Origin of the sequence: Pseudomonas sp. CP4, from assembly GCF_047758505.1 — a bacterium.
GTDB classification, from domain to species: Bacteria; Pseudomonadota; Gammaproteobacteria; order Pseudomonadales; family Pseudomonadaceae; genus Aquipseudomonas; species Aquipseudomonas fluorescens_AO.
This window is the reverse complement of record NZ_CP180489.1, coordinates 2389581-2415785: the sequence shown is the minus strand read 5'-3', so window position 1 is coordinate 2415785 and position 26205 is coordinate 2389581. Positions and strand designations below refer to the sequence as shown.

The window sequence follows — 26205 nt, the reverse complement described above, 5'->3', positions numbered from 1 at the left end:
TCTGCTGCGGCTGCCGAATATAAAGCGCATTGCTTTCAGCAGCCTTACAGACCCGGTGGTGAATTGCTGACGCCGGATCACGGGCCGGCGTCGGTTATTTCCGTCTTTCTTGTAGGTTTAGTGCACCAGCATGCCGGTGAACCAGTAGGCCTGAGCCAGGGTGATCAAACCGACAATCGTTGCAAAGAATAGGCTGTGCTTGAGGGTGAAGCGGAACAGATCCGATTCCTTGCCGACCAGACCGGTCGCGGCGCAGGCCACGGCGATCGATTGCGGCGAGATCATCTTGCCGGTCACGCCGCCGCTGGTATTGGCCGCCACCAGCAAAGTGTCGTTGACGCCGATCTGGTGTGCGGTGGTCGCTTGCAACGAACTGAACAGCGCGTTCGACGACGTATCCGAACCGGTGAGGAATACGCCCAGCCAACCGAGGAATGGCGAGAAGAACGGGAACGCGGCGCCGGTACCTGCCAGCACCAGGGCCATGGTCGAGGACATGCCGGAGTAGTTGGTGACGAAGGCGAACGCCAGCACCATGCCGATCGACAGGATCGGCCAGCGCAGTTCGTAAAAGGTCTCTTTCAGAGTGGTCAGACCAGTTTTGAAATTGATCTTCAGCACCAGCATCGAAATCAGCGCGGAGAAGAAAATCGCCGTGCCGGTTGCGGAAATCGGGTCGAGTTTGAACACCGCTGGAATGGCGGTCGGGTTGGCCACGATCGGCGCAGTCTTGATCACCAGTTGATCAAGGTGCGGAATCGCGAAGTTGAACACCCAGCCGTACATCGAGCCGCCGGCAGCGAACATCGCTTTGAAAGGCTTCAGCGTCCAGATCGTCACCAGCACAGTGAGGATCAGGAACGGCGACCACGCCTTGAAAATTTCCCCGAGGCTGTAGGGCGAAGCGACGGTGGTGCGCTTCTGGCCGAAGCCGCCGACGCTGGCGCTGACCACCGAAGCGGATACGGCGCCAACGATGTGCTGGCCGGCGGCGCGACGTGGTTGCCAGACCTTGAGGAACAGGGTCAGGGAAATCAGGCTGGCCAGTGCCGAGGTGATGTCCGGCAGTTCCGGGCCGATGAAGTTGGAGGTGAAGTATTGGGTGATAGCGAAACTCAGACCTGCCACCAGCGCGGCCGGCCAGGTTTCGCGCACACCGCGCAGGCCGTCCATCATGAACACCAGCCAGAACGGCACGAACAGCGACAGCAGTGGCAGTTGGCGACCGGTCATGGCGCCGATCTTGAAGGCGTCGATGCCAGTGACCTGGCCCGCCACGATGATCGGAATCCCCAGCGCGCCGAACGCCACCGGAGCGGTGTTGGCGATCAGGCACAGGCCGGCGGCGTACAGCGGATTGAAGCCCAGTCCAACAAGCAATGCGGCAGTAATCGCTACCGGCGCGCCGAAGCCGGCGGCACCTTCCAGAAATGCGCCGAAGCAGAAACCGATCAATAACACCTGCAAGCGCTGGTCATCGGTGATCGACAGGACCGAGCTGCGGATGACCTCGAACTGACCGCTTTTCACCGTCAGTTTGTAGAGGAACACCGCCGCGACAATGATCCAGGCAATCGGCCACAGACCATAAGCGAAACCATAACCAGCGGCGGCGAAGGCCATGTCCACGGGCATCTGGAAGGCGAAAATCGCCACGGCGATCGAAAGCGCGAGGGTGATGCTGCCGGCCACGTGGCCTTTGAGGCGGAACACCGCCAGGGCGAGAAAGAAGAACACGATGGGAATGACGGCTGCGAGAGCGGAGACGCCAAGACTGCCGAGCGGGCTGTAGAGCTGTTGCCAGGTTTGCATAGTGGGGTGGCCCCTAATTGTTGTTGGTCAGGCACTGTGAGCAATCTTGGATAATTGGTAAGACCAATTTACAAGCGCTGTTGGCTAGGGTAAAAGCCTTGGTAGCGGTGTGTCAATTTGCCGCCCTGAATCTTTCGTCGAAGATGCGGTGCAGGGGGCAACTGATCCGCTTTGGCGAACTGGCGTCTGGCAGGTGTCGGCGGCTTGCGGATAGGCCAGAATAGACACCCCGGCGAGCGGTCGGGATCGTGGAGAAATGAGTTATGGGCTTTGATCAGATACGTCAGCGCCGTTTGTCTGACGATATTGTCGAGCGCCTCGAGGGAATGATCCTCGAGGGCACGCTGAAGTCGGGCGAGCGATTGCCGGCCGAGCGCACGCTGGCCGAACAATTTGGCGTATCACGCCCGTCGTTGCGCGAGGCGATTCAGAAACTCGCGGCCAAAGGCTTGCTGGTCAGCCGTCAGGGCGGCGGTAATTATGTGGTGGAAGGCCTGGGTTCGACCTTCAGCGATCCACTGTTGCAATTGCTTGAGAGCAATCCCGAAGCGCAGCGCGATTTGCTCGAGTTTCGCCACACCCTGGAGGCATCGTGTGCCTACTACGCCGCATTGCGCGCTACCGATGTTGATCGCGAGCGCCTGACCGCTGCGTTCGAAGAGTTGCAGGATTGCTACTCGCGCCATGAAGAAGTCAGCCGCGCGGAAGAGGGCGCGGCGGATGCGAAGTTTCATCTGGCGATTGCCGAGGCCAGCCACAATGCGGTGTTGCTGCACACGATTCGTGGCTTGTTCGATCTGCTCAAGCGCAACGTCGTGACCAACATCGGCGGCATGTACAAGCAGCGTACGGAAACCCGCGACATGCTGATCTCGCAACATCGGGAATTGTATCTGGCGATTATCGAAGGGCGTGCCGAGCAGGCGCGAGAAGTGTCCAGCCGACATATTCTGTATGTGCAGGAAGTGCTGGAAGAGGTGCGTCAGGAGGTGCAGCGCATGGCTCGGGCGGAGCGGCGCAAGGGGATGTGATCAGGTGTGCTTGGGTTGATGCTGAAATAGCTTTCGCGAGCAGGCTCGCTCCCACATGGAAATGCATCCGAATGTGGGAGCGAGCCTGCTCGCGAATTGGCGCTAAAGGAGAAAGATCAGTCTTCCTTGCCCTTGTTGCGCACCGCACGCTGCAATTCACGACCGGCATCGCGCTCGCGCTCGGTGTCACGCTTGTCGTATTCCTTCTTGCCCTTGCCCAGAGCGATCTCGCACTTGACCATGTGCTTGCTCCAGTACCAGGACAGGCAGACGCAGGCGTAACCCTTTTGCTGCACGGCGGCGGCAAGCTTGTCCAGCTCGCGGCGGTTGAGCAGCAGTTTGCGTGTGCGCACCGGGTCGGCGATGACGTGAGTGCTTGCGGTCATCAACGGCGTGATGTGGCTGCCGAGCAACCATGCTTCGCCGTCCTTGAGCAGCACATAGCTGTCGACCAGCTGCAACTTGCTCGCCCGCAGACTTTTTACTTCCCAGCCGGCCAGGACCAGACCAGCCTCGAACTTGTGCTCGATGAAGTAATCGTGTCGCGCCTTTTTGTTCTGCGCGATGGTCCCTATTGGGTGTTTCTTCTGTTTAGCCATAGGGGCGGCATTATATGGAGTTGTTCGGCTGTCGGCTACGGTGTTGCTGCGTGCTTGAGCAGGTTGAGTGAATCCCGGACAATGCGGCCTCTTTTTCTAACGCTTGGGCGTGATAAACGATGTCGACAGACAAGGTTTCTGTCCACGGCAGTTGGGCTAGCCGCTGGGTATTCATACTCGCCGCGACCGGTTCGGCCGTGGGACTGGGTAGTATCTGGAAGTTCCCCTACATGGTCGGGGTCTACGGGGGCGGCGCCTTCGTGCTGATGTTCCTGGCGTGCATCGCGCTCATCGGCGTGCCGGTCATGCTCGCGGAAACCCTGATCGGCCGGCGCGCCCGGCAAAGTCCGGCGAACGCCTTGAAGGTGCTGGCGCTGGAAGCGGGACACTCGGCGAAATGGTCGTGGGGCGCGTTTGCCGGAATGATCACGGCTCTGCTGATTCTGTCTTTCTATAGTGTGGTCGGCGGCTGGTCGCTGGACTACATCGTCGACATGGGTCGCGGCGATTTCCAGGGCGCGACGGCCGATCAGGTCGGCGCCTATTTCGGCAATGTCATCTCCAACCCATGGCGCCTGACACTTTGGCACACGATTTTCATGCTGCTGTCGGCCTTCGTCATCGCCAAAGGCGTGGTCGCCGGGCTTGAACGCAGTCTGCGGATCATGATGCCGCTGCTGTTCGTGATGATTCTGGTGCTGCTGGGCTACAGCATGACCACCGGGCATTTCATGGAAGGCGTGCATTTCATGTTCGATTTCCACCCGGAAAAAGTCCTCGACGGCCTGCTGCCAGCGATGGGGCACGCGTTCTTCTCGCTGAGCGTCGGCGTTGGTTCGATCATGATCTACGGCGCCTACATGCCGAAGAACACCTCGCTGTCGGGCACGGTGGTCGGTGTCGCGCTGCTGGATACTTTCGTATCGCTGGTGGCCGGTCTGGCATTGTTTCCAATTGTATTTGCTGCTGGCCTGAATCCAAGCGAAGGCCCGGGACTGATGTTCGTCAGCCTGCCATTTGCTTTTGGTAATGTATTTTTCGGCCAGTTGATGGGCGTGGTGTTCTTCGTGCTGGTCGCGGTGGCTGCCTGGAGTTCGGCGATTTCCCTGCTCGAACCGATGGTGGCTTACCTGGTTGAACGCACTAAAATCAGCCGCACCTGGGTGACTTTCTGGCTGGCGTTCACCTGCTGGTTTGTCGGTCTGGGTACAGTGTTTTCTTTCAATATCTGGAAGGAAGCCAAGTTTTTCGTGAACGAAGGCGGGACGTTCAGCCTCTACCAATGGGGTGCGCAGAGCGGTCTCGACTTCTTCGGCGTGATCGATTTCTTCACCTCGCGGATCATGTTGCCCCTCGGTGGCTTGTGTTTCGTGCTGTTCGCGGGATGGGTGATGGGGCGTGAGGCGGTGCGGGATGAATTGTCCATCCGTAACCCGGTTCTGTTTGCCCTGTCCCTGTTCTTGATGCGCTACGTGGCGCCTATCGGCATTCTTGTAGTCTTTGCCGCTCAGCTCTGGAAGTAACGCTTACATGACGACACATATCCAACGATCCGCGCTCCTGCCGTACCCGGCGCAGTTTCTCTACGACCTAGTCAACGACGTCGCGCGTTACCCGGAGTTTCTGCCGTGGTGCTCGGAGGCTGAAGTGCTGGAAAGCTCGGCGGAACATATGCGCGCCAGCGTCGGCGTGGCCAAGGGCGGCCTCAGTCAGCATTTCGTTACGCGCAATACGCTGGTGCCGGGGCAGTCGATCGAGATGAACCTTGAAGAAGGCCCGTTCACTCAGTTGCACGGCATCTGGTTATTCAAGGCGCTGAACGAAAAGGCCTGCAAGATCAGTCTGGATCTGTCGTTCGACTACGCCGGCCCGCTGGTGCGCGCAACTTTGGGGCCACTGTTCAATCAGGCGGCTAACCAGTTGGTGGATGCTTTCTGCCAGCGCGCCAAGCAGATGCATGGTTGAGCCGGTGATCGAGATAGAAGTCGTGTACGCGGCGGTTGATCGCCAGGTTTTGCGTGCGATCAGCGTGGCTGAAGGCGTCAGCGTTCGGGCGGCGGTGCACGCATCGGGCATCGCGGCCGAGTTTCCTGAGCTGGATCTCGCGGAGTGCCCGCTGGGTATTTTTGGCAAGGTCGTGACTGACGCCGATTCTCGCGCGGTTCAGGCGGGGGATCGCATCGAAATTTATCGACCGCTGCTGGCGGATCCCAAAGAAGTTCGACGCTTGCGTGCGGCCAAGGCTGCTGAGGCGAAAGCGCGGAATATTTGATCAGGCCAAACGGCAGGCAATAAAAAACCCGGAATGTCCGGGTTTTTTATTGCCTCGCCTATTACTGCGGCGAGGTGTCCAGCGGCTCTGGTGTCGGAACCGGTACGGTTTCCACACCATCGACGTCCTTCTGGATCTGATCCAGCAAGGAGCCTGGTTTGGCTGGCTTTTCAGCTTCTGGCTTGTCGGTGTTTTCAGCAGGCGCGGTCACGTTCGTGCCGCTGTCCTTGCCGAGAATGGCTTCGTCACGGCTCACGCCGGGCATGAAGTCACCGGACAGGCTGACAAGCTGGTCATTGGAATTGAAGATAACGCTGATTCGTTCCTGCTGGCGTTCACCGCCACCCGGTTGCAGGCTGTACAGATAATCCCAGCGATCGGCATGGAACGTGTCGGCAAGCAGAGGGTTGCCCATGATAAACCGTACTTGCGGCCGGGTCATTCCCGGGCGTAACTGGTCTATCATGTCCTGCGTGACGACATTGCCCTGCTGGATGTCGATTTTGTAAACCCCGGGGAATGAACAACCGGCGAGTGCGAGCAGTCCCACAAAGGTGAAACTGGTTAGCAAGAGCTTGGTGTTTTGCATCGGTGGGCGACTTCCACTATCTTGGCTGGGACAACGTAAACGCCGATCATACCCGCATTAAGAGAAGCTGCGAAGCAGCATCGCGAGAAAGCTGACCATGGTTGAAAATAGCGAACTACGCAAAGCCGGCCTCAAAGTGACCCTGCCACGGGTCAAGATCCTGCAAATGCTCGACTCTACCGAGCAGCGCCACATGAGTGCCGAGGACGTCTACAAGGCGTTGATGGAAGCTGGTGAGGACGTCGGTCTGGCCACGGTTTACCGTGTTCTGACCCAGTTCGAAGCGGCCGGCCTCGTGGTCCGCCACAACTTCGACGGCGGCCACGCGGTCTTCGAACTGGCTGACGGTGGCCACCACGACCATATGGTCAACGTGGAATCGGGTGAAGTGATCGAATTCTTCGACGAAGAAATCGAAAAACTTCAGAAGTCGATCGTCGAGAAGCATGGCTTCGAGATGGTTGATCACAACCTGGTGCTGTACGTACGCAAGAAAAAGTAAGCATGTCGCGCGAATTTCACATTCGCGAAACGAACGAAGGCGACCCAAGGGTCGCCTTCGTGCTTCCTACTCTTTATTAAGCCTTGGCAGTCACCACCATTTTTTTCGCGTGAGCCAGGGATTCCTTGGTCAGGTCGATACCGCCGAGCATGCGCGCGACTTCTTCGATGCGCTCGTTCTTTGTGAGCTTGGCGACGGCGGTGTGAGTCGCCTTCTCGTCGCGGACCTTGTGCACGAACAGATGCTGATGCCCCTGCGCCGCCACTTGCGGCAAGTGCGTCACGGTCAAGACCTGGCCGCGATCACCGAGACGGCGCAGTAACTGGCCGACAATCTCGGCAGTCGGGCCGCCAATGCCTACGTCCACTTCGTCGAACACCAGCGTCGGCACACGGGAGGTCTGGGCGGTAATGACCTGGATCGCCAAACTGATCCGCGACAGCTCACCACCGGAGGCGACTTTTGCCAGCGCCTTGAGCGGTTGGCCGGGGTTGGCGCTGACCAGCAGTTCAACCTGTTCCAGCCCGTTCGGCAGCAACTCGTCGCTGCTGTTGGCTTTCAGTTCGATGGTGAAGCGACCACCCGGCATGCCCAGGCGCTGGATTTCCTGCTCCACCGCGCTGGCGAGGCTGCCGGCGGCTTGATGGCGAAGGTCGCTCAGCTCGCGCGCTTTCTCTTGATAGTGGCGGGCATAGGACGCCAGTTCCTCACCCAAGCGCTCGATGGATTCATCATTGGCGTTGAGGGTTTCGATTTCATCCAGCAGCTTCTGCTGCATCTCGCCGACTTCGGTCGGCTGGATCCGGTGTTTGCGCGCCAACGTGTAGATCGCGTCGAGACGTTCTTCGAGATATTGCAGGCGAGCCGGGTCGGCATCGAAGTTATCAAGGAAGCGGTTGAGCTCGCCGACCGCTTCTTCCACCTGAATCTGTGCGCTGGTCAGCAGGCTGCTGGCTTCACCCAGCGCCCCCACCGAGCTGTTCACGCTGGAAAGTCGATTGAGGCTGGCGGTCAGCGCATTCAGCACATTGCCTGAATCGCTTTCGCTGCACTGCTCGACCACTTGCCGGCAAATGCCCAGCAAGGTCTCGGCGTTGGTCAGGTTCTTGTGTTCCTGTTCCAACTGCTCGAGTTCGTTTTCGCCGAGGCCGAGGTTTTCCAGTTCTTCGAGCTGATAGCTGAGCAGTTGATGACGTGCGCGCTGTTCGTCGCCGGAGTTGGAGAGCCGCTCCAGTTCCTGGCGAGTCTGGCGCCAGCGCTGCGCGGCAAGCTGCACCTGACGCGCCAGGTCGGTAGCGCCGGCGTACTCGTCGAGCAAGCGGCGATGAGTATCAGTTTTCAGCAGGGACTGATGTTCATGCTGGCTGTGGATATCGATCAGCAGCTCACCGAGGGCTTTGAGGTCGCCAAGCGGGCAGGGCGTGCCGTTGATATAGCCGCGCGAACGACCTTCCGAAGTGATGACCCGGCGCAGGATGCACGGCCCGTCGTGTTCCAGATCGCGCTCGGCCAGCCAGGCGCTGGCTTCAGGGATATCAGCGAGATCGAAGGTGGCTAAAATGTCGGCTTTATCGGCGCTTGGGCGAACCACGCCGCTGTCGGCGCGATCGCCCAGCGTCAGGCCCAGGGCGTCGAGCATGATCGACTTGCCGGCGCCGGTTTCCCCTGTGATCACGCTCATCCCGCGATCAAGTTCAAGATCGAGATGTTCAACGATGGCGTAGTTGTGTACGGACAGGTGCACCAGCATAAAGGCCGCTCCCAGGCTTGAGGTCTGGTTATTTATACAGTGTTTTGCTCAGGGCTGACAATGCTCTCGCTTAGCTCGATTTGCTTGATAGAAGCGTTTTCTTAGTGCATTCAAGAATGAGTATTCAGCACTTTTTTGTAGGGACAATTGTTTTCAGCCCTTGAAGCCTGATTTTGCGGCCCCATATATCGGGGCAGAAGCGCGAGTCAGGCTCGCGGACGAAATTGAAAGGAGAATTCTATGGCTGACGAACAGACAGTAGATACGCAAAACCCAGATGCCAATCAGGCGCCCGAAGGTTCGGGTGACGACCTGGCGACCCGTGTGCAAGTGCTCGAAGAGCAATTGGCCGCCGCGCAGGATCAGTCTCTGCGTGTTGCTGCCGATCTGCAGAACGTTCGCCGCCGGGCCGAGCAGGACGTCGAGAAGGCGCACAAGTTTGCCCTTGAGAAATTCGCCAGCGACCTGCTGCCGATCGTCGACAGCCTGGAGCGCGGCCTCGAGCTGTCGAGCCCGGACGACGAAAGCATCCGTCCGATGCGCGAAGGCATCGAGCTGACCCTGAAAATGTTCCACGACACCCTCAAGCGCTACCAGCTTGAAGCGATCGATCCGCATGGCGAACCGTTCAACGCCGTTCACCATCAGGCGATGGCCATGCAGGAAAGTGCCGACGTCGAACCGAACAGCGTGCTGAAGGTTTTCCAGAAGGGCTACCAGCTCAATGGTCGCCTGCTGCGCCCGGCGATGGTCGTGGTCAGCAAGGCGCCGGCACCGGTTTCGCCTTCGATTGACGAGCAGGCTTGAAATTAGCCGCAAGGCCCCCATTTAGAAGTCAAGCGTTTAAGTGCTACCGCAGTCAGCCACCACTGCTGCGGCAACAAAATCCAAAGTTTCGGGAGAGTGAACATGGGCAAAATTATCGGTATCGACCTGGGGACTACCAACTCCTGCGTCTCCGTGCTGGAAAACGGCAAAGCCAAAGTTATTGAAAACGCTGAAGGCGCGCGCACCACGCCGTCGATCATCGCTTACGCCAATGATGGCGAAATTCTGGTAGGTCAGTCGGCCAAGCGTCAGGCTGTCACCAACCCGCACAACACCCTGTACGCGGTAAAGCGTCTGATCGGTCGTCGTTTCGACGAAGAAGTTGTGCAGAAAGACATCCAGATGGTCCCTTACAAGATCGTCAAGGCTGACAACAATGACGCCTGGGTAGAAGTGAACGGCCAGAAAATGGCACCGCCACAAATCTCGGCTGAAATTCTGAAGAAGATGAAGAAGACCGCCGAAGACTACCTCGGCGAGGCAGTCACCGAAGCGGTGATCACCGTTCCGGCCTACTTCAACGACAGCCAGCGTCAGGCTACCAAAGACGCCGGCCGCATCGCTGGTCTGGACGTAAAACGTATCATCAACGAACCAACCGCAGCTGCTCTGGCTTACGGTATGGACAAGGCCAAGGGCGATCACACCGTGATCGTTTATGACCTGGGTGGCGGTACCTTCGACGTATCCGTTATCGAAATCGCTGAAGTTGACGGCGAGCACCAGTTCGAAGTGTTGGCCACCAACGGTGACACCTTCCTCGGCGGTGAAGACTTTGACATTCGTCTGATCGACTACCTCGTTGACGAATTCAAGAAAGAAAGCGGCATGAACCTCAAAGGTGACCCGCTGGCGATGCAGCGCCTGAAAGAAGCCGCTGAGAAAGCCAAGATCGAGCTGTCGTCCGCTCAGTCGACCGACGTCAACCTGCCGTACATCACTGCAGACGCGACCGGTCCTAAGCACCTGAACGTGAAAATCTCGCGTGCCAAGCTCGAAGCACTGGTTGAAGACCTGGTTCAGCGCACCATCGAACCTTGCCGCATTGCCATGAAAGACGCCGGTATCGACGTCGGCGCGATCAACGACGTGATTCTGGTCGGTGGTCAGACTCGTATGCCGCTGGTACAGAAGCTGGTTACCGATTTCTTCGGTAAAGAAGCGCGTAAAGACGTTAACCCGGACGAAGCTGTTGCCATGGGTGCTGCGATTCAGGGCGCTGTTCTGGCCGGTGACGTGAAAGACGTGCTGCTGCTCGACGTCAGCCCGCTGACCCTGGGTATCGAAACCATGGGTGGCGTGATGACTGCGCTGATCGAGAAAAACACCACGATTCCTACCAAGAAATCGCAAGTGTTCTCGACCGCCGACGACAACCAGGGCGCTGTGACCATTCACGTTCTGCAGGGCGAGCGCAAGCAAGCCGCACAGAACAAATCGCTGGGCAAGTTCGACCTGGCCGACATTCCACCAGCTCCACGTGGCGTGCCGCAGATCGAAGTGACCTTCGACATCGACGCCAACGGCATCCTGCACGTCGGCGCGAAAGATAAGGCTACCGGCAAGACCCAGTCGATCGTGATCAAGGCCAACTCTGGTCTGTCCGACGAAGAAATCGAGCGCATGGTGCGTGACGCCGAGGCGAATGCCGAGGAAGACCGCAAGTTCGAAGAGCTGGCCGCTGCCCGTAACCAGGGTGATGCACTGGTGCACTCGACTCGCAAGATGATCGCTGACGCGGGCGACAAGGTCACCGCCGAAGAGAAGACTGCAATCGAAGCTGCTGTGGTTGCCCTGGAAGCCGCCGTCAAGGGCGACGACAAGGCTGCCATCGAAGCCAAGGTTGAAGAGCTGTCGAAAGTCTCCGCTCCGGTTGCTCAGAAGATGTACGCCGAACAGGCTCAGCCAGCTGATGGCGCAGCCCCGCAAGGCGAATCGGCTGAGAAGGCTGACGACGTTGTCGATGCCGAGTTCGAAGAAGTCAAAGACCACAAGTAAGTTGTTGGTCGCCCGGTTGACTGCCTTGCGGCGGTGACTGGTAGGATGTCGCCGCGCGGGAGCTTGCCTCCCGCGTTGGCGTATCTGGAATACGCGAATTTTTACAGCATGCGACAGCGTTCGGATGCTGGCGGTATGGCCGGGAATGCTCCTGCTTTTCGCGCCGCAGATACCGCATCAATCAAGACCAGGATCGTTGAATTGACGTGAGTTGGGTCCGGGCCTTAATGGGGGCTCAACGAGTTTGGCGAGGCTCAGGAGGGGTTTGCCGAACGTCCTTAAGAGTGCAAAGAACTTATGGCAAAGCGTGACTATTACGAAGTATTGGGTGTCGAGCGAGGCGCAAGCGAAGCGGACCTGAAGAAGGCCTATCGTCGTCTGGCCATGAAGCACCACCCGGACCGTAATCCCGATGACAAAGCATCGGAAGAGTTGTTCAAAGAGGCCAACGAGGCTTACGAAGTACTGTCCGACTCCAGCAAGCGCGTGGCATACGACCAGTACGGTCATGCCGGCGTGGATCCGAGCATGGGCGGCGGCGGTGCCGGTTTCGGTGGCCAGAACTTCTCGGACATCTTCGGCGATGTCTTCAGTGACTTCTTCGGCGGCGGTCGCGGCGGTTCCCGTGGCGGCGCTCAGCGTGGCAGCGATCTGCGCTACACCCTGGAGCTGAATCTGGAAGAAGCGGTGCGCGGCACGTCGGTGAATATCCGCGTTCCGACACTGGTCAACTGCAAGCCGTGCGATGGTTCCGGCGCCAAGAAAGGCTCCTCGCCGACGACGTGCCCGACCTGCGGCGGCATTGGTCAGGTGCGCATGCAGCAGGGCTTCTTCTCGGTGCAGCAGACCTGCCCGCGCTGCCATGGCCAGGGCAAGATCATTTCCGATCCGTGCGATTCCTGCCACGGCGACGGTCGCGTCGAAGAGTACAAAACCCTGTCGGTCAAAGTACCGGCCGGTGTCGATACGGGCGACCGCATTCGTCTGTCTGGCGAAGGCGAGGCGGGTACCCAGGGCGGGCCGACTGGCGACCTGTACGTTGTGATCAACGTGCGCGAACACGACATCTTCCAGCGTGACGGCAAGCATCTGTTCTGCGAAGTGCCGATCAGCTTCGTCGACGCAGCACTGGGCGGCGAGCTGGAAATTCCGACCCTCGACGGTCGCGTCAAATTGAAAATCCCCGAAGGTACGCAGACCGGCAAGCAATTCCGCGTACGCGGCAAAGGCGTTGCGCCAGTGCGTGGTGGTGGTGCCGGTGACCTGATGTGCCGTGTCGCTGTGGAAACGCCGGTCAATCTCAACCGTCGTCAGCGTGAACTGCTGGAAGAATTCCGCAGCTCCCTGGCCGACGACAACAGCCACTCGCCGAAAACCACCGGTTGGTTCGACGGTGTGAAGCGTTTCTTCGGCGATTTGTAAGGAGTCGGCATGCGACGTATTGCAGTGATGGGCGCCGCCGGGCGCATGGGCAAGACCCTGATCGAGGCGGTGCAGCAGACGCCGGGCGCTGGTCTGACGGCGGCGGTTGATCGTCCGGACAGCACGCTGGTCGGCGCGGACGCCGGTGAGCTGGCAGCGCTGGGCCGTATCGGCGTGCCGCTGTCCGGTGATCTGGACCGTGTAGTTGAAGAGTTCGATGTGTTGATCGACTTCACTCACCCGACCGTGACCTTGAAAAATCTCGCGTTCTGCCGCAAACACGGCAAAGCGATGATCATCGGCACCACCGGCTTCAGTGTTGAAGAGAAGCAATTGCTGGCCGAGGCGGGCAAGGACATTCCGATCGTCTTCGCCGCCAACTTCAGCGTCGGCGTCAACCTCTGCCTGAAATTGCTCGACACCGCTGCGCGCGTGCTGGGCGACGATGTCGATATCGAGATCATGGAGGCCCATCACCGGCACAAGGTCGATGCTCCATCCGGTACCGCGGTGCGCATGGGTGAAGTGATTGCCGATGCCTTGGGGCGTGATCTGAAGAAGGTCGCGGTTTACGGCCGTGAAGGCCAGACCGGGGCGCGTGAGCGTGAAACCATTGGTTTCGCCACCGTGCGTGCTGGCGACATCGTTGGTGATCACACCGTTCTGTTCGCTGCCGATGGCGAGCGCGTCGAGATTACTCACAAGGCTTCTAGCCGCATGACCTTCGCCAAGGGCGCGGTGCGTGCGGCGCTGTGGCTGGATGGTCGCGAGCCGGGCCTGTACGACATGCAGGACGTGCTCGACCTGCGTTGAGCTGTTGCTGAACCCGGCGCAAACGTCCCGTTTTGCGCCGGTTTTTACCGCTTGGCGACGACCTGTCGCATTCTCCGGCCTTTAGGGCTCTTTAGCGGTGGACCAAAAACGGCCTTTTCTGTAAGCTACAGCTTTAGTGTGTCCACTAAAAGCGCGCAGAATAATTTCAGTGAAGAAGCGGGGTGACGTGTCCATACGTCACTCCGCTTTTTTACAACCTGCGATTGCCCTTTCATGCGTTATTTACGGGAGGTCTTCTTGACTAAGCCAGCCATACTCGCCCTTGCTGATGGCAGCATTTTTCGCGGCGAAGCCATTGGAGCCGACGGTCAGACCGTTGGTGAGGTGGTGTTCAACACCGCAATGACCGGCTATCAGGAAATCCTTACCGATCCTTCCTACGCCCAACAGATCGTTACCCTGACTTATCCGCACATCGGCAACACCGGCACCACGCCGGAAGATGCCGAGTCCGACCGCGTCTGGTCCGCTGGCCTGGTCATCCGTGACCTGCCGCTGGTAGCGAGCAACTGGCGTAACACGATGTCCCTGTCCGATTACCTGAAAGCCAACAATGTTGTGGCAATTGCCGGTATCGACACCCGTCGCCTGACCCGCATCCTGCGTGAAAAAGGCGCTCAGAACGGCTGCATCATGGCCGGCGACAACATCTCCGAAGAAGCGGCTATCGCCGCTGCGCAAGGCTTCCCGGGCCTGAAGGGCATGGATTTGGCGAAAGTCGTCAGCACCCAGAAGCAATACGAATGGCGCTCGACTGTCTGGGATCTGAAAACCGACAGCCACGCGACCATCGAAGCCTCCGAACTGCCGTATCACGTGGTGGCCTTTGACTACGGCGTCAAGGTCAACATCCTGCGCATGCTGGTCGAGCGCGGCTGCCGCGTCACGGTGGTGCCTGCCCAGACCCCGGCCGCCGATGTCCTGGCGCTGAAGCCGGACGGCGTGTTCCTGTCCAACGGCCCGGGTGATCCGGAGCCATGCGACTACGCGATCCAGGCGATCAAGGAAGTGCTGGAAACCGAGACGCCGGTATTCGGCATCTGCCTCGGCCACCAGTTGCTGGCTCTGGCCTCCGGCGCCAAGACCGTGAAAATGGGCCACGGCCACCACGGTGCCAACCACCCGGTGCAGGACCTGGACACTGGCGTTGTAATGATCACCAGCCAGAACCACGGTTTTGCGGTCGACGAAGCCACCCTGCCGGGCAACGTGCGCGCGATCCACAAATCGCTGTTCGACGGCACCCTGCAAGGCATCGAGCGCACCGACAAGAGCGCGTTCAGCTTCCAGGGCCACCCTGAAGCGAGCCCGGGCCCGAACGATGTTGCGCCACTGTTCGACCGCTTCATCAACGAGATGGCCAAGCGACGCTAAGCGTTCGCCTTGAGACTGTAGAGAGAAGCCCTCGAGGGCGGCCCCGGCACCGGTGGCCCCTTCGGGACTTCAGAAATCGATCAAGACGGCTTGCCGACTGACCTGCGGATTTGAGTGACAACCCATGCCAAAACGTACAGACATTAAAAGCATCCTGATTCTCGGCGCTGGCCCGATCGTGATCGGCCAGGCCTGTGAATTCGACTACTCCGGCGCCCAGGCCTGCAAAGCCCTGCGCGAAGAGGGTTACCGCGTCATCCTGGTGAACTCCAACCCGGCCACCATCATGACCGACCCGGACATGGCCGACGCCACCTACATCGAGCCGATCAAGTGGCAGACCGTGGCCAAGATCATCGAAAAAGAGCGTCCGGACGCCGTTCTGCCAACCATGGGCGGCCAGACCGCTCTGAACTGCGCCCTGGATCTGGAGCGCGAAGGCGTTCTGGAGAAGTTCGGCGTAGAGATGATCGGTGCCAACGCCGACACCATCGACAAGGCTGAAGACCGTTCGCGTTTCGACAAGGCGATGAAATCCATCGGCCTGGCGTGCCCGCGTTCTGGCATCGCCCACAGCATGGAAGAGGCCAACGCGGTTCTCGAAACCCTCGGTTTCCCGTGCATCATCCGTCCGTCCTTCACCATGGGCGGCACCGGTGGCGGTATCGCTTACAACCGTGAAGAGTTCGAAGAAATCTGCGCCCGTGGTCTGGACCTGTCGCCGACCAAAGAGCTGCTGATCGATGAATCGCTGATCGGCTGGAAAGAATACGAAATGGAAGTTGTCCGCGACAAAAAGGACAACTGCATCATCGTCTGCTCGATCGAAAACTTCGACCCGATGGGCGTGCACACCGGCGACTCGATCACCGTGGCTCCAGCCCAGACCCTGACCGACAAGGAATACCAGATCCTGCGTAACGCCTCGCTGGCGGTACTGCGCGAGATCGGCGTGGAAACTGGCGGTTCCAACGTGCAGTTCGGTATCTGCCCGAACACCGGCCGCATGGTCGTGATCGAGATGAACCCGCGTGTATCGCGTTCCTCGGCGCTGGCTTCGAAAGCCACCGGTTTCCCGATCGCCAAGGTCGCGGCCAAACTGGCTGTGGGTTACACCCTTGATGAACTGTCGAACGACATCACCGGCGGCAAGACCCCGGCGTCCTTCGAGCCGTCGATCGACTACGTCGTCACCAAGCTGCCACGCTTCGCCTTCGAGAAATTCGCCAAGGCTGATGCGCGCCTGACCACGCAAATGAAGTCGGTCGGTGAAGTCATGGCCATTGGCCGGACCTTCCAGGAATCCCTGCAGAAAGCCCTGCGCGGCCTGGAAGTCGGCGTTTGCGGTCTGGACGAGAAACTCGACCTGAGTAACCCGGAAAGCATGAGCGTGCTCAAGCGCGAACTGACCGTGCCGGGCGCCGAGCGTATCTGGTACGTGGCTGACGCCTTCCGCGCCGGTCTGTCGGTCGAAGACATCTTCGGCATGAACATGATAGACCCTTGGTTCCTGGTGCAGATCGAAGACCTGATCAAGGACGAAGAGAAGGTCAAGACCCTCGGTCTGTCCTCGATCGACCGCGACCTGATGTTCAAGCTCAAGCGCAAAGGCTTCTCCGATCAGCGTCTGGCCAAGCTGCTGGGCGTGACCGAGAAAAACCTGCGTACGCACCGTCAGAAGCTGGAAGTGTTCCCGGTCTACAAGCGCGTTGACACCTGCGCCGCCGAATTCGCCACCGACACTGCTTACCTGTACTCGACCTACGAGGAAGAGTGCGAAGCCGCGCCGTCGGGTCGCGACAAGATCATGATCCTGGGCGGCGGTCCGAACCGTATCGGCCAGGGCATCGAGTTCGACTACTGCTGCGTTCACGCTGCTCTCGCCCTGCGCGAAGACGGCTACGAAACCATCATGGTCAACTGCAACCCGGAAACCGTCTCCACCGACTACGACACCTCCGACCGTCTGTACTTCGAGCCGGTAACCCTGGAAGACGTGCTGGAAATCTGTCGCGTCGAGAAGCCGAAAGGCGTGATCGTCCAGTACGGCGGCCAGACTCCGCTGAAACTGGCTCGTGCTCTGGAAGCTGCTGGCGTGCCGATCATCGGCACCAGCCCTGACGCCATCGACCGCGCCGAAGACCGCGAGCGCTTCCAGCAAATGGTCGAGCGCCTGAACCTGCGTCAGCCGCCAAACGCCACTGTGCGTAGCGAAGATGAAGCTGTTCGCGCTGCGGCGAAGATCGGTTATCCGCTGGTGGTGCGCCCGTCCTACGTGTTGGGCGGCCGTGCGATGGAAATCGTTTACAAGGAAGACGAACTCAAGCGCTATCTGCGTGACGCGGTGCAAGTGTCCAACGACAGCCCGGTGCTGCTCGACCACTTCCTCAATTGCGCCATCGAAATGGACGTGGATGCGGTTTGCGACGGCAAAGACGTCGTCATCGGCGCGATCATGCAGCACATCGAACAAGCTGGCGTTCACTCCGGTGACTCCGCATGCTCGCTGCCGCCGTACTCGCTGCCGGCGCACATCCAGGACGAGATGCGCGAACAGGTCAAGAAAATGGCTCTGGAACTGGGCGTTGTCGGCCTGATGAACGTGCAGTTGGCCTTGCAGGGCGAAGACATCTACGTCATCGAAGTCAACCCGCGCGCCTCGCGTACCGTGCCGTTCGTTTCCAAGTGCATCGGTGTTTCCCTGGCCATGATCGCTGCGCGCGTGATGGCCGGTAAGACGCTGAAGGAAATCGGCTTCACCAAGGAAATCATCCCGAACTTCTACAGCGTGAAAGAGGCGGTGTTCCCGTTCGCCAAGTTCCCTGGCGTTGACCCGATCCTCGGCCCAGAGATGAAATCGACCGGTGAAGTGATGGGCGTCGGCGACACCTTCGGCGAAGCATTCGCCAAGGCGCAAATGGGCGCCAGCGAAGTACTGCCGACCGGCGGTACCGCGTTCATCAGCGTGCGCGATGACGACAAGCCACTGGTTGCAGGCGTGGCCCGTGATCTGATCAACTTGGGCTTCGAAGTGGTCGCCACTGCCGGCACTGCCAAGCTGATCGAAGCGGCAGGCCTGAAAGTGCGCCGCGTGAACAAGGTGACCGAGGGTCGTCCGCACGTGGTCGACATGATCAAGAATGACGAAGTCACGCTGATCATCAACACCACCGAAGGTCGTCAGTCGATTGCCGATTCGTACTCCATTCGTCGCAATGCCCTGCAGCACAAGATCTACTGCACCACCACCATCGCTGCGGGCGAAGCGATCTGCGAAGCGCTGAAGTTCGGTCCGGAAAAGACCGTGCGCCGCTTGCAGGATCTACACGCAGGATTGAAGGCATGAGCATAACCAAGTACCCAATGACTGTTCAGGGCGCTCGCGCCCTGGAAGAAGAACATGCTCACCTGACCAAGGTCGTTCGTCCGAAGCTCAGCCAGGACATCGGTACGGCCCGCGAGTTGGGTGACTTGAAGGAAAACGCTGAATACCATGCCGCCCGCGAACAGCAGGGCATGGTCGAAGCACGGATTCGTGACATCGAAGGCCGGATTCAGAATCAGGTCATCATCGACGTCACGACCATTCCTCACACCGGTAAAGTGATTTTCGGTACCACCGTCGAGATCGCCAACGTCGAGACAGATGAAAGCGTCACTTACCACATCGTGGGTGAGGATGAGGCTGACTTCAAACTCGGCAAGATCTCCGTCGGTTCGCCGCTGGCCCGTGCCTTGATCGGCAAGGAAGAGGGTGACGTCGTCGCCGTCAAAACGCCAAGCGGCGTGATCGAGTACGAGATTGTCGAAGTTCGTCACATCTGAAAGAAGGCGCCCGCTGCATGCGGGCGCCATGCTTTGGCAACTGACCCAGATGCTTTGGGTCGGTGGCCTATGGTTGATTCATATCGGTTTGCAGCCGGCGTTGGGCCAGATCGGACTCGCGCCGCTGTTGATCGACGAAGTCGCCAGTGCATTCGAAGTGCTGGTGGTGGGGTTCGCCGCTCTGTGCGTGATCTTTCAGGCTTTGGTGCTGGTACAGGCCGAGGGCCTTGGCAGTCTATGGCGGGATTTTCGCGGGCAGGTGCTGTTAATGGCGTTGTACGCGTGCGCGATGTATGTCGCCGTGCGTGTCGGCTGGCCGGATGCGCAGCGCTGGCAGGTATTCAGTTATCTGGTACTGGGATTTTCCGGGCTGGTGCTGGTCATGCAGCCGGTGCCGGGATGGAGTGGCAGGGTGCGCGAAGCACACCCTTGACCCTGCGCATCACTTGAAGCGATGAACGTTCGACAGCTGCTTGTTGGCGCTGAAGTTCTTGCGGTAGACCAGAGCCATCTTGCCGATGACCTGGACCAGGTCCGCTTTGCCGACCTTGCACAGCTCGGCGATGTGCGCCAGGCGCGACTCGCGGTCGAGGATATTGAGCTTGATCTTGATCAGCTCGTGATCCGCCAGGGCGCGTTCAAGTTCGGCTAAAACACCTTCAGTCAAACCGTTGTCCGCCACCGTCAACACTGGTTTGAGGTGGTGGCCGATGGATTTGTACTGTTTCTTCTGCTCTGGAGTGAGCGGCATAATCTGACCCTTTCGTCTGGATTCTGTAAAATGGCGGCCATTTTACCCGAGGGTTCGTGGATCCGCCCAACTAATCACGACCCTAATCATCGAGGTGCCCAATGGCGCGTTCCAAGACAAGCCTTGGTTGGCTGAAAAGACATGTCAACGATCCTTATGTGAAGCAGGCGCAGAAGGATGGCTACCGCTCGCGTGCGAGTTACAAGCTTCTGGAGATCCAGGAAAAATACAAACTCATCCGCCCGGGCATGAGCGTGGTCGACCTCGGCGCGGCGCCAGGTGGCTGGTCGCAGGTCACCAGTCGGCTGATCGGTGGGCAGGGGCGTCTGATCGCCTCGGACATCCTCGAAATGGACAGCATTCCGGACGTGCATTTTATCCAGGGCGACTTCACTGAGGACTCGGTGCTCGCTGAGATCCTTGAGGCCGTGGGTAATTCGCAGGTGGACCTTGTGATTTCCGATATGGCCCCCAATATGAGTGGTACGCCCGAAGTGGATATGCCCAAGGCCATGTTCCTCTGTGAGCTGGCGCTGGACCTGGCGGAACGGATCCTCAAGCCCGGTGGCAATTTCGTCATCAAGATTTTTCAGGGCGAAGGGTTTGATGTTTATCTGAAGGATGCGCGGAAGAAATTCGACAAGATCCAGATGATCAAGCCAGACTCTTCCCGTGGCAGCTCCCGTGAGCAGTACATGCTGGCCTGGGGTTATCGCGGCGGTGATGCGTAAAACGAGGTTTTTCAGCGGGGCGATAGGTTTTTCATATTTCGCTCTGCAGGCATAAGCGAATATTGTGTAGAAAGTGTTTCACAAAGGGTTACAGACGGCGCCTGCCAGAGTTGTAGGTAATGTAGTAAGTTAGGCCGGTGAATATCATGCGAAGCGCGCGCCAGTAGCGGAGCTTGCTTCAGAGGGTAGTTAATTGAACGATATGGCAAAGAATCTGATCCTGTGGTTGATCATCGCGGCAGTCCTGGTGACGGTGATGAACAACTTCTCCAGCCCTAACGAGCCGCAGACCCTCAACTATTCCGACTTCATCCAGCAGGTCAAGGATGGCAAGGTCGAGCGCGTAGCTGTTGACGGCTATGTGATTACCGGCAAGCGCACCGATGGCGACAGCTTCAAGACCATTCGTCCGGCAATTCAGGACAATGGCCTGATCGGCGATCTGGTAGACAATCACGTTGTGGTTGAAGGCAAGCAGCCTGAACAGCAAAGCATCTGGACCCAGCTCCTGGTAGCCAGCTTCCCGATCCTGGTGATCATTGCGGTGTTCATGTTCTTCATGCGCCAGATGCAGGGCGGTGCCGGTGGCAAGGGCGGGCCGATGAGCTTCGGCAAGAGCAAGGCGCGCCTGCTCTCCGAAGATCAGGTGAAAACCACGTTGGCTGACGTTGCCGGTTGCGACGAAGCCAAGGAAGAAGTCGGCGAGCTGGTTGAGTTCCTGCGTGATCCGGGCAAGTTCCAGCGTCTGGGTGGCCGCATCCCGCGCGGTGTGCTGATGGTCGGCCCGCCGGGTACCGGTAAAACCTTGCTGGCCAAGGCGATCGCTGGCGAAGCGAAAGTGCCGTTCTTCACTATTTCCGGTTCCGACTTCGTCGAAATGTTCGTGGGTGTCGGCGCGAGCCGTGTCCGCGATATGTTCGAACAAGCCAAGAAACATGCCCCTTGCATCATCTTCATCGACGAAATCGATGCCGTAGGTCGCCATCGTGGCGCCGGCATGGGCGGCGGTCACGACGAGCGTGAGCAGACTCTCAACCAGTTGCTGGTGGAGATGGACGGCTTCGAAATGAATGACGGCATCATCGTGATCGCAGCAACCAACCGTCCGGACGTACTCGATCCTGCGCTGCTGCGTCCGGGCCGTTTCGACCGTCAAGTGGTGGTTGGCTTGCCAGATATTCGTGGTCGCGAGCAGATTCTCAAAGTGCACATGCGCAAAGTGCCAATGGGCGACGACGTTGCTCCGGCAGTGATCGCACGTGGCACTCCGGGCTTCTCCGGTGCTGACCTGGCCAACCTGGTCAACGAAGCGTCGTTGTTCGCTGCTCGTAGCGGCAAGCGCATCGTCGAGATGAAAGAGTTCGAACTGGCCAAAGACAAGATCATGATGGGCGCCGAGCGCAAATCCATGGTCATGTCCGAGAAAGAAAAGCAGAACACTGCTTACCATGAAGCCGGCCACGCCATCGTCGGTCGCGTTGTGCCTGAGCATGATCCGGTCTACAAGGTATCGATCATCCCGCGCGGTCGTGCGCTGGGTGTGACCATGTTCCTGCCGGAGGAAGACCGCTACAGCCTGTCCAAGCGTGCGCTGATCAGTCAGATCTGCTCGTTGTACGGTGGCCGTATCGCTGAAGAAATGACTCTGGGCTTTGATGGTGTGACCACCGGTGCGTCCAACGACATCATGCGTGCAAGTCAGATTGCCCGGAACATGGTGACGAAATGGGGCCTGTCGGAAAAACTCGGTCCGCTGATGTATGCCGAAGAAGAGGGCGAAGTGTTCCTCGGTCGCGGCGGTGGTGGTCAGGCTGCGAGCTTCTCCGGTGAGACCGCCAAGCTGATCGACTCCGAAGTGCGCAGCATCATTGATCAGTGCTACGGCACCGCCAAGCAGATTCTCACGGATAACCGTGACAAGCTGGATGCCATGGCTGATGCGCTGATGAAGTACGAAACCATCGATGCCGAGCAGATCGACGACATCATGGCCGGCCGCACACCACGCGAGCCTCGCGACTGGTCGGGTGGCACCGGTACGCCTCCGCCACCTGTCGTGCAGGATGAGCGTCCGGAAAAACCGATTGGCGGTCCGGCTGCTGACGTTTAAGGCTTGAAATGACTTCTGTTCAGTCCCTGACCCGGTTGCCTTGCGGCAACCGGGTTCTTGATTTGGCCCAGACGCATGTCATGGGCATTCTCAATGTCACTCCTGATTCTTTCTCCGATGGTGGCCGCTATAGCCAGCTCGACGCGGCTCTGCGCCACGCCGAAGCCATGGTGTTGGCTGGCGCGACGCTGATTGACGTCGGCGGCGAGTCGACTCGGCCCGGCGCGCGAGCGGTTTCTCCGCTGGAGGAGCTCGAGCGCGTCGCGCCGATTGTCGAGCTGATCAATCGCGAGCTGGATGTCATCATCTCGGTCGATACTTCCACCCCGGCAGTCATGCGCGAAACCGCACGGCTCGGTGCTGGCCTGATCAATGATGTGCGTTCGTTGCGTCGCGATGGTGCGCTGGACGCGGCGGCCGCGACAGGGTTGCCGGTCTGTCTCATGCATATGCTCGGCGAACCGGGGGATATGCAGGACAATCCGCGGTATCAGGATGTCACTCGCGAGGTCGGGGAGTTTCTCGCCGAACGCATGGATCAGTGCGCGCAGGCGGGTATTCCTGCCGAGCGGATCATCCTCGATCCCGGCTTCGGCTTCGCCAAAACCCTGCAGCACAATCTAAGCTTGTTCAAGCACATGGAGGCCCTGCATGCGCTGGGTCGACCTTTGCTGGTAGGTGTTTCACGCAAGAGTATGATTGGCCACGCTTTGAATCGTCCCGTGGGCGAGCGTCTGCATGGCGGCCTGGCGCTGGCAGCGCTGGCGTCGGTCAAGGGCGCGCGGATATTGCGCGTCCACGATGTGGCGGAAACTGTCGATGTAGTGCGAATGATCGCGGCCGTAGAATCAGCCGAATAAGAATGATGGAGCACTTATGAGCAAGAAATATTTTGGTACCGACGGCATTCGCGGTCGCGTAGGTGAATACCCGATCACGCCTGACTTCATGCTCAAGCTCGGCTGGGCGGCTGGCATGGCTTTCCGCAAGATGGGTGCCTGCAAGGTGCTGGTCGGCAAGGACACGCGGATCTCCGGCTATATGTTCGAATCGGCACTGGAGGCGGGCCTGACCTCGGCGGGTGCCGATGTGATGCTGCTCGGCCCGATGCCGACGCCTGCCATCGCCTATCTGTCGCGCACTTTCCAGGCAGAGGCCGGGATCGTGATCAGTGCATCGCACAACCCGCATGATGACAACGGCATCAAGTTCTTCTCCGGCAAAGGCACCAAGCTGCCGGATGAATTGGAATTGATGATCGAAGAGTTGCTCGATACGCCGATGACCGTCGTCGAGTCGAGCAAGATCGGCAAAGTCTCGCGAATCAATGATGCATCGGGTCGCTACATCGAGTTCTGCAAAAGCAGTGTGCCTACCGGGACCAGTTTCGCCGGTCTGAAAATCGTCATCGATTGTGCGCACGGTGCCACTTATAAGGTTGCGCCGAGCGTCTTCCGTGAGCTGGGTGCCGAAGTCGTCGTGCTGTCTGCTCAGCCGAACGGGCTGAACATCAACGATAACTGCGGTTCCACGCACATGGGGCCGTTGCAGGCTGCGGTGCTGGCTGAACATGCCGACCTCGGCATCGCTTTCGATGGCGATGGCGATCGCGTGTTGATGGTCGATCACACCGGCACCATCGTCGATGGTGACGATCTGCTGTTTATCATCGCTCGCGATCTGCACGAGCGCGGAAAACTGCAGGGCGGTGTTGTCGGTACGTTGATGAGCAACCTCGGCCTCGAGCTGGCATTGGCAGATCTGTCGATCCCGTTCGTTCGCGCCAATGTCGGTGACCGCTACGTGATCGCCGAACTCCAGGAGCGCAACTGGCTCATTGGCGGGGAAAATTCCGGGCATGTGGTCTGCTTCAACCACACCACCACGGGGGACGCGATCATCGCCGCCTTGCAGGTGTTGATGGCCCTGAAATCCCGTAACGAAGGTCTTGCACAAACCCGGCAGGCGTTGCGCAAGTGCCCGCAGGTGCTGATCAACGTCCGCTTCGGCGGCGGTGAAAGCCCGCTGGACCATCCGGCTGTCAAGGAGGCCAGTGCCCGTGTCACTCAGGCGATGGCGGGGCGCGGCCGCGTGCTTCTGCGCAAGTCCGGTACAGAGCCTCTGGTGCGCGTCATGGTCGAAGGCGAAGACGAAAACCAGGTTCGCGGCTATGCCGAAGAGCTGGCAAAACTGGTAACTGAAGTTTCTGCCTGATACGGCTTGCAAGCCATGAATGTGTTGGGTAACATCTGCGCCCACTTTGACCGACGAGGTACAGCATGCGTCGCCCTATGGTAGCTGGTAACTGGAAGATGCACGGTACCCGCGCCAGCGTCGCTGAGCTGATCAACGGCCTTCGTCATCTGGCCTTGCCAAGCGGTGTTGATGTCGCGGTGTTCCCGCCTTGCTTGTATATCAATCAAGTGATTGATGGCTTGAAAGGCAAGTCGATTTCGGTCGGCGCGCAGAATTCTGCGGTGGAAGCCATGCAAGGTGCGTTGACTGGTGAGATTGCTCCCAGCCAACTGGTGGATGCAGGTTGTTCCCTGGTGCTTGTCGGGCATTCCGAGCGCCGCCAGATTCTCGGCGAGCGAGACGGGATGCTGAATCGCAAGTTCGCAGCGGCACAGGCATGTGGCTTGATTCCGGTGTTGTGTGTAGGGGAGACCCTCGAGCAGCGCGAAGCCGGAAAAACGCTTGAAGTTGTCGGGCGTCAGCTGGGCAGCATCATCGAGGAGCTGGGTGTCGGTGCGTTTGCCAAGGCAGTGATTGCTTACGAGCCGGTCTGGGCCATTGGTACCGGGCTGACTGCAACGCCGCAACAGGCTCAGGATGTGCATAAGGCCATTCGCGAGCAGTTGGCGGCAGAGAATTCTGAAGTCGCACGAGGTGTGCGGCTTCTATACGGCGGCAGCGTGAAGGCGGCCAATGCGGTCGAACTGTTCGGCATGCCGGATATCGATGGGGGGCTCATTGGTGGAGCTTCCCTGAATGCAGATGAGTTCGGTGCGATCTGTCGCGCCGCGGGAAACTGAAAAAATGCTGGAAACAGTCGTAGTCGTTTTTCATCTGCTGGGTGCATTGGGCGTAGTTGCTCTGGTTTTGCTGCAGCAGGGTAAGGGTGCGGACGCTGGCGCGTCTTTCGGAGCAGGTGCTTCAAATACTGTGTTCGGAAGCCAAGGTTCCTCTACCTTTCTTAGTAAGTTTACTGCTATACTTGCCGCCGGTTTCTTCATAACCAGCTTGGGGTTAGGTTACTTTGCTAAAGAGAAGGCTCATCAGCTGACTCAAGCAGGTCTGCCAGATCCAGCAGTGTTGGAAGTACCTAAGCAACAACCGGCTTCTGATGATGTCCCGGTGCTTCAAGAGCAAAAGTCGGCTACTCCAGCGACTGACGTGCCTCCAGCTCAAGAGCAGAAGTAAGAAGAGTTCCAAACGTAGTATTGCCGAGGTGGTGGAATTGGTAGACACGCAACCTTGAGGTGGTTGTGCCCATAGGGTGTAGGGGTTCGAGTCCCCTTCTCGGTACCAATTAGTCAGGAGAGCCCGCTGTTGCGGGCTTTCTTGCAGGTGGAAGGTTACATTGACCCTAAAAGGGATCGGTCGTATACTTCCGCCCCAGCTTTGTCGCGGGGTGGAGCAGTCTGGTAGCTCGTCGGGCTCATAACCCGAAGGTCGTCGGTTCAAATCCGGCCCCCGCAACCAGTTTAAGGAGCCCCTTTTAAGGGGCTTTTTGTTAGCTGGATACTTTCAACGCCGCTGTTCGACGGCGTTTCA

Annotated in this window: 24 protein-coding genes and 2 tRNA genes; 21 read left to right on the top strand and 5 right to left on the bottom strand. The window is 58.9% G+C overall.

Going from position 1 to position 26205, the window contains the following annotated elements; genetic code table 11:
• Nucleotides 1-117: 117 nt before the first annotated feature.
• On the bottom strand, nucleotides 118-1812 hold the full coding sequence (locus tag ACMYUN_RS10845) for a lactate permease LctP family transporter (RefSeq protein WP_122601818.1): 1695 nt from the start codon (nucleotides 1810-1812) through the stop codon (nucleotides 118-120).
• Nucleotides 1813-2075: 263 nt separating this feature from the next.
• On the opposite strand from ACMYUN_RS10845, the gene ACMYUN_RS10840 reads away from it, so the two are divergent.
• Nucleotides 2076-2843: an FCD domain-containing protein gene (locus ACMYUN_RS10840; RefSeq protein WP_016771775.1), complete on the top strand. Its 768-nt coding sequence runs from the start codon at nucleotides 2076-2078 to the stop codon at nucleotides 2841-2843.
• Between the two features lie 116 nt (nucleotides 2844-2959).
• Here ACMYUN_RS10840 and smpB read toward each other — a convergent pair whose 3' ends face one another.
• Nucleotides 2960-3442, bottom strand: coding sequence for an SsrA-binding protein SmpB (smpB, locus tag ACMYUN_RS10835; RefSeq protein WP_415763668.1), 483 nt, complete (start codon nucleotides 3440-3442; stop codon nucleotides 2960-2962).
• A gap of 119 nt (nucleotides 3443-3561) precedes the next feature.
• On the opposite strand from smpB, the gene ACMYUN_RS10830 reads away from it, so the two are divergent.
• From ACMYUN_RS10830 to ACMYUN_RS10820, 3 genes are read left to right on the top strand one after another with little or no spacing between them, the layout of a single operon-like run.
• Complete coding sequence (locus ACMYUN_RS10830) at nucleotides 3562-4965, top strand: sodium-dependent transporter (protein ID WP_130000113.1); 1404 nt, start codon at nucleotides 3562-3564, stop codon at nucleotides 4963-4965.
• Nucleotides 4966-4972: 7 nt separating this feature from the next.
• Nucleotides 4973-5407: a type II toxin-antitoxin system RatA family toxin gene (locus ACMYUN_RS10825; protein ID WP_415763667.1), complete on the top strand. Its 435-nt coding sequence runs from the start codon at nucleotides 4973-4975 to the stop codon at nucleotides 5405-5407.
• Entirely contained in the window at nucleotides 5400-5714 is a 315-nt protein-coding gene (locus ACMYUN_RS10820) for an RnfH family protein (RefSeq protein WP_415763666.1), read from the top strand. Before ACMYUN_RS10825 ends, ACMYUN_RS10820 begins: the two co-directional genes overlap by 8 nt.
• 61 nt (nucleotides 5715-5775) lie before the next feature.
• Here the strand turns inward: ACMYUN_RS10820 and ACMYUN_RS10815 are convergent, their stop codons facing one another.
• Complete coding sequence (locus ACMYUN_RS10815; protein WP_039759575.1) at nucleotides 5776-6303, bottom strand: outer membrane protein assembly factor BamE; 528 nt, start codon at nucleotides 6301-6303, stop codon at nucleotides 5776-5778.
• A 97-nt stretch (nucleotides 6304-6400) separates the two neighbouring features.
• Between ACMYUN_RS10815 and fur the strand changes: the two genes are divergently transcribed.
• Nucleotides 6401-6805 carry a ferric iron uptake transcriptional regulator gene (fur, locus tag ACMYUN_RS10810; RefSeq protein WP_016771770.1) on the top strand — a complete coding sequence of 135 codons (405 nt, stop codon included), beginning with the start codon at nucleotides 6401-6403 and terminating at the stop codon, nucleotides 6803-6805.
• Nucleotides 6806-6881: 76 nt separating this feature from the next.
• Here the strand turns inward: fur and recN are convergent, their stop codons facing one another.
• A complete protein-coding gene (gene recN, locus ACMYUN_RS10805; protein WP_415763665.1) occupies nucleotides 6882-8555 on the bottom strand; it encodes a DNA repair protein RecN in 1674 nt (557 codons plus the stop codon).
• Nucleotides 8556-8795: 240 nt separating this feature from the next.
• On the opposite strand from recN, the gene grpE reads away from it, so the two are divergent.
• From grpE to ACMYUN_RS10765, 8 genes are all read left to right on the top strand, one after another.
• A complete protein-coding gene (grpE, locus tag ACMYUN_RS10800) occupies nucleotides 8796-9362 on the top strand; it encodes a nucleotide exchange factor GrpE (RefSeq protein WP_039759570.1) in 567 nt (188 codons plus the stop codon).
• 102 nt (nucleotides 9363-9464) lie between these two features.
• Complete coding sequence (gene dnaK, locus ACMYUN_RS10795) at nucleotides 9465-11381, top strand: molecular chaperone DnaK (protein WP_310408124.1); 1917 nt, start codon at nucleotides 9465-9467, stop codon at nucleotides 11379-11381.
• 297 nt (nucleotides 11382-11678) lie between these two features.
• A complete protein-coding gene (gene dnaJ, locus ACMYUN_RS10790; RefSeq protein ID WP_415763664.1) occupies nucleotides 11679-12803 on the top strand; it encodes a molecular chaperone DnaJ in 1125 nt (374 codons plus the stop codon).
• 9 nt (nucleotides 12804-12812) lie between these two features.
• The gene (gene dapB / locus ACMYUN_RS10785; RefSeq protein WP_016771766.1) at nucleotides 12813-13616 is read left to right on the top strand and encodes a 4-hydroxy-tetrahydrodipicolinate reductase; all 804 of its coding nucleotides are present in this window, start codon (nucleotides 12813-12815) and stop codon (nucleotides 13614-13616) included.
• Between the two features lie 258 nt (nucleotides 13617-13874).
• On the top strand, nucleotides 13875-15011 hold the full coding sequence (carA, locus tag ACMYUN_RS10780) for a glutamine-hydrolyzing carbamoyl-phosphate synthase small subunit (RefSeq protein WP_415763663.1): 1137 nt from the start codon (nucleotides 13875-13877) through the stop codon (nucleotides 15009-15011).
• Nucleotides 15012-15135: 124 nt separating this feature from the next.
• Nucleotides 15136-18357: a carbamoyl-phosphate synthase large subunit gene (gene carB / locus ACMYUN_RS10775; RefSeq protein ID WP_039759558.1), complete on the top strand. Its 3222-nt coding sequence runs from the start codon at nucleotides 15136-15138 to the stop codon at nucleotides 18355-18357.
• Between the two features lie 2 nt (nucleotides 18358-18359).
• The gene (gene greA, locus ACMYUN_RS10770) at nucleotides 18360-18836 is read left to right on the top strand and encodes a transcription elongation factor GreA (protein WP_038861135.1); all 477 of its coding nucleotides are present in this window, start codon (nucleotides 18360-18362) and stop codon (nucleotides 18834-18836) included.
• Between the two features lie 28 nt (nucleotides 18837-18864).
• Nucleotides 18865-19269, top strand: a complete 405-nt coding sequence (locus ACMYUN_RS10765) for a hypothetical protein (RefSeq protein ID WP_016771762.1) — start codon at nucleotides 18865-18867, stop codon at nucleotides 19267-19269.
• 9 nt (nucleotides 19270-19278) lie between these two features.
• Here the strand turns inward: ACMYUN_RS10765 and ACMYUN_RS10760 are convergent, their stop codons facing one another.
• On the bottom strand, nucleotides 19279-19587 hold the full coding sequence (locus tag ACMYUN_RS10760; protein WP_016771761.1) for a YhbY family RNA-binding protein: 309 nt from the start codon (nucleotides 19585-19587) through the stop codon (nucleotides 19279-19281).
• Between the two features lie 101 nt (nucleotides 19588-19688).
• Here ACMYUN_RS10760 and rlmE point away from each other — a divergent pair, with 101 nt between their 5' ends.
• The 8 genes from rlmE (at nucleotide 19689) to ACMYUN_RS10720 (ending at nucleotide 26133) form a co-directional block, all read left to right on the top strand.
• A complete protein-coding gene (gene rlmE / locus ACMYUN_RS10755) occupies nucleotides 19689-20318 on the top strand; it encodes a 23S rRNA (uridine(2552)-2'-O)-methyltransferase RlmE (protein ID WP_016771760.1) in 630 nt (209 codons plus the stop codon).
• Nucleotides 20319-20520: 202 nt separating this feature from the next.
• Nucleotides 20521-22428 (top strand): ATP-dependent zinc metalloprotease FtsH, encoded by a 1908-nt coding sequence (ftsH, locus tag ACMYUN_RS10750; protein WP_016771759.1) that lies wholly within the window; start codon nucleotides 20521-20523, stop codon nucleotides 22426-22428.
• An 8-nt stretch (nucleotides 22429-22436) separates the two neighbouring features.
• The gene (gene folP / locus ACMYUN_RS10745) at nucleotides 22437-23288 is read left to right on the top strand and encodes a dihydropteroate synthase (RefSeq protein WP_415763662.1); all 852 of its coding nucleotides are present in this window, start codon (nucleotides 22437-22439) and stop codon (nucleotides 23286-23288) included.
• 16 nt (nucleotides 23289-23304) lie between these two features.
• Nucleotides 23305-24642, top strand: a complete 1338-nt coding sequence (gene glmM / locus ACMYUN_RS10740; RefSeq protein ID WP_130000120.1) for a phosphoglucosamine mutase — start codon at nucleotides 23305-23307, stop codon at nucleotides 24640-24642.
• A gap of 65 nt (nucleotides 24643-24707) precedes the next feature.
• The gene (gene tpiA / locus ACMYUN_RS10735; RefSeq protein WP_041477932.1) at nucleotides 24708-25463 is read left to right on the top strand and encodes a triose-phosphate isomerase; all 756 of its coding nucleotides are present in this window, start codon (nucleotides 24708-24710) and stop codon (nucleotides 25461-25463) included.
• A gap of 4 nt (nucleotides 25464-25467) precedes the next feature.
• Nucleotides 25468-25851, top strand: a complete 384-nt coding sequence (secG, locus tag ACMYUN_RS10730; protein ID WP_016771756.1) for a preprotein translocase subunit SecG — start codon at nucleotides 25468-25470, stop codon at nucleotides 25849-25851.
• Nucleotides 25852-25873: 22 nt separating this feature from the next.
• Nucleotides 25874-25959: transfer RNA gene (locus ACMYUN_RS10725), tRNA-Leu, on the top strand.
• Nucleotides 25960-26056: 97 nt separating this feature from the next.
• A tRNA-Met gene (locus tag ACMYUN_RS10720) sits at nucleotides 26057-26133 on the top strand.
• Nucleotides 26134-26205: the final 72 nt, after the last annotated feature.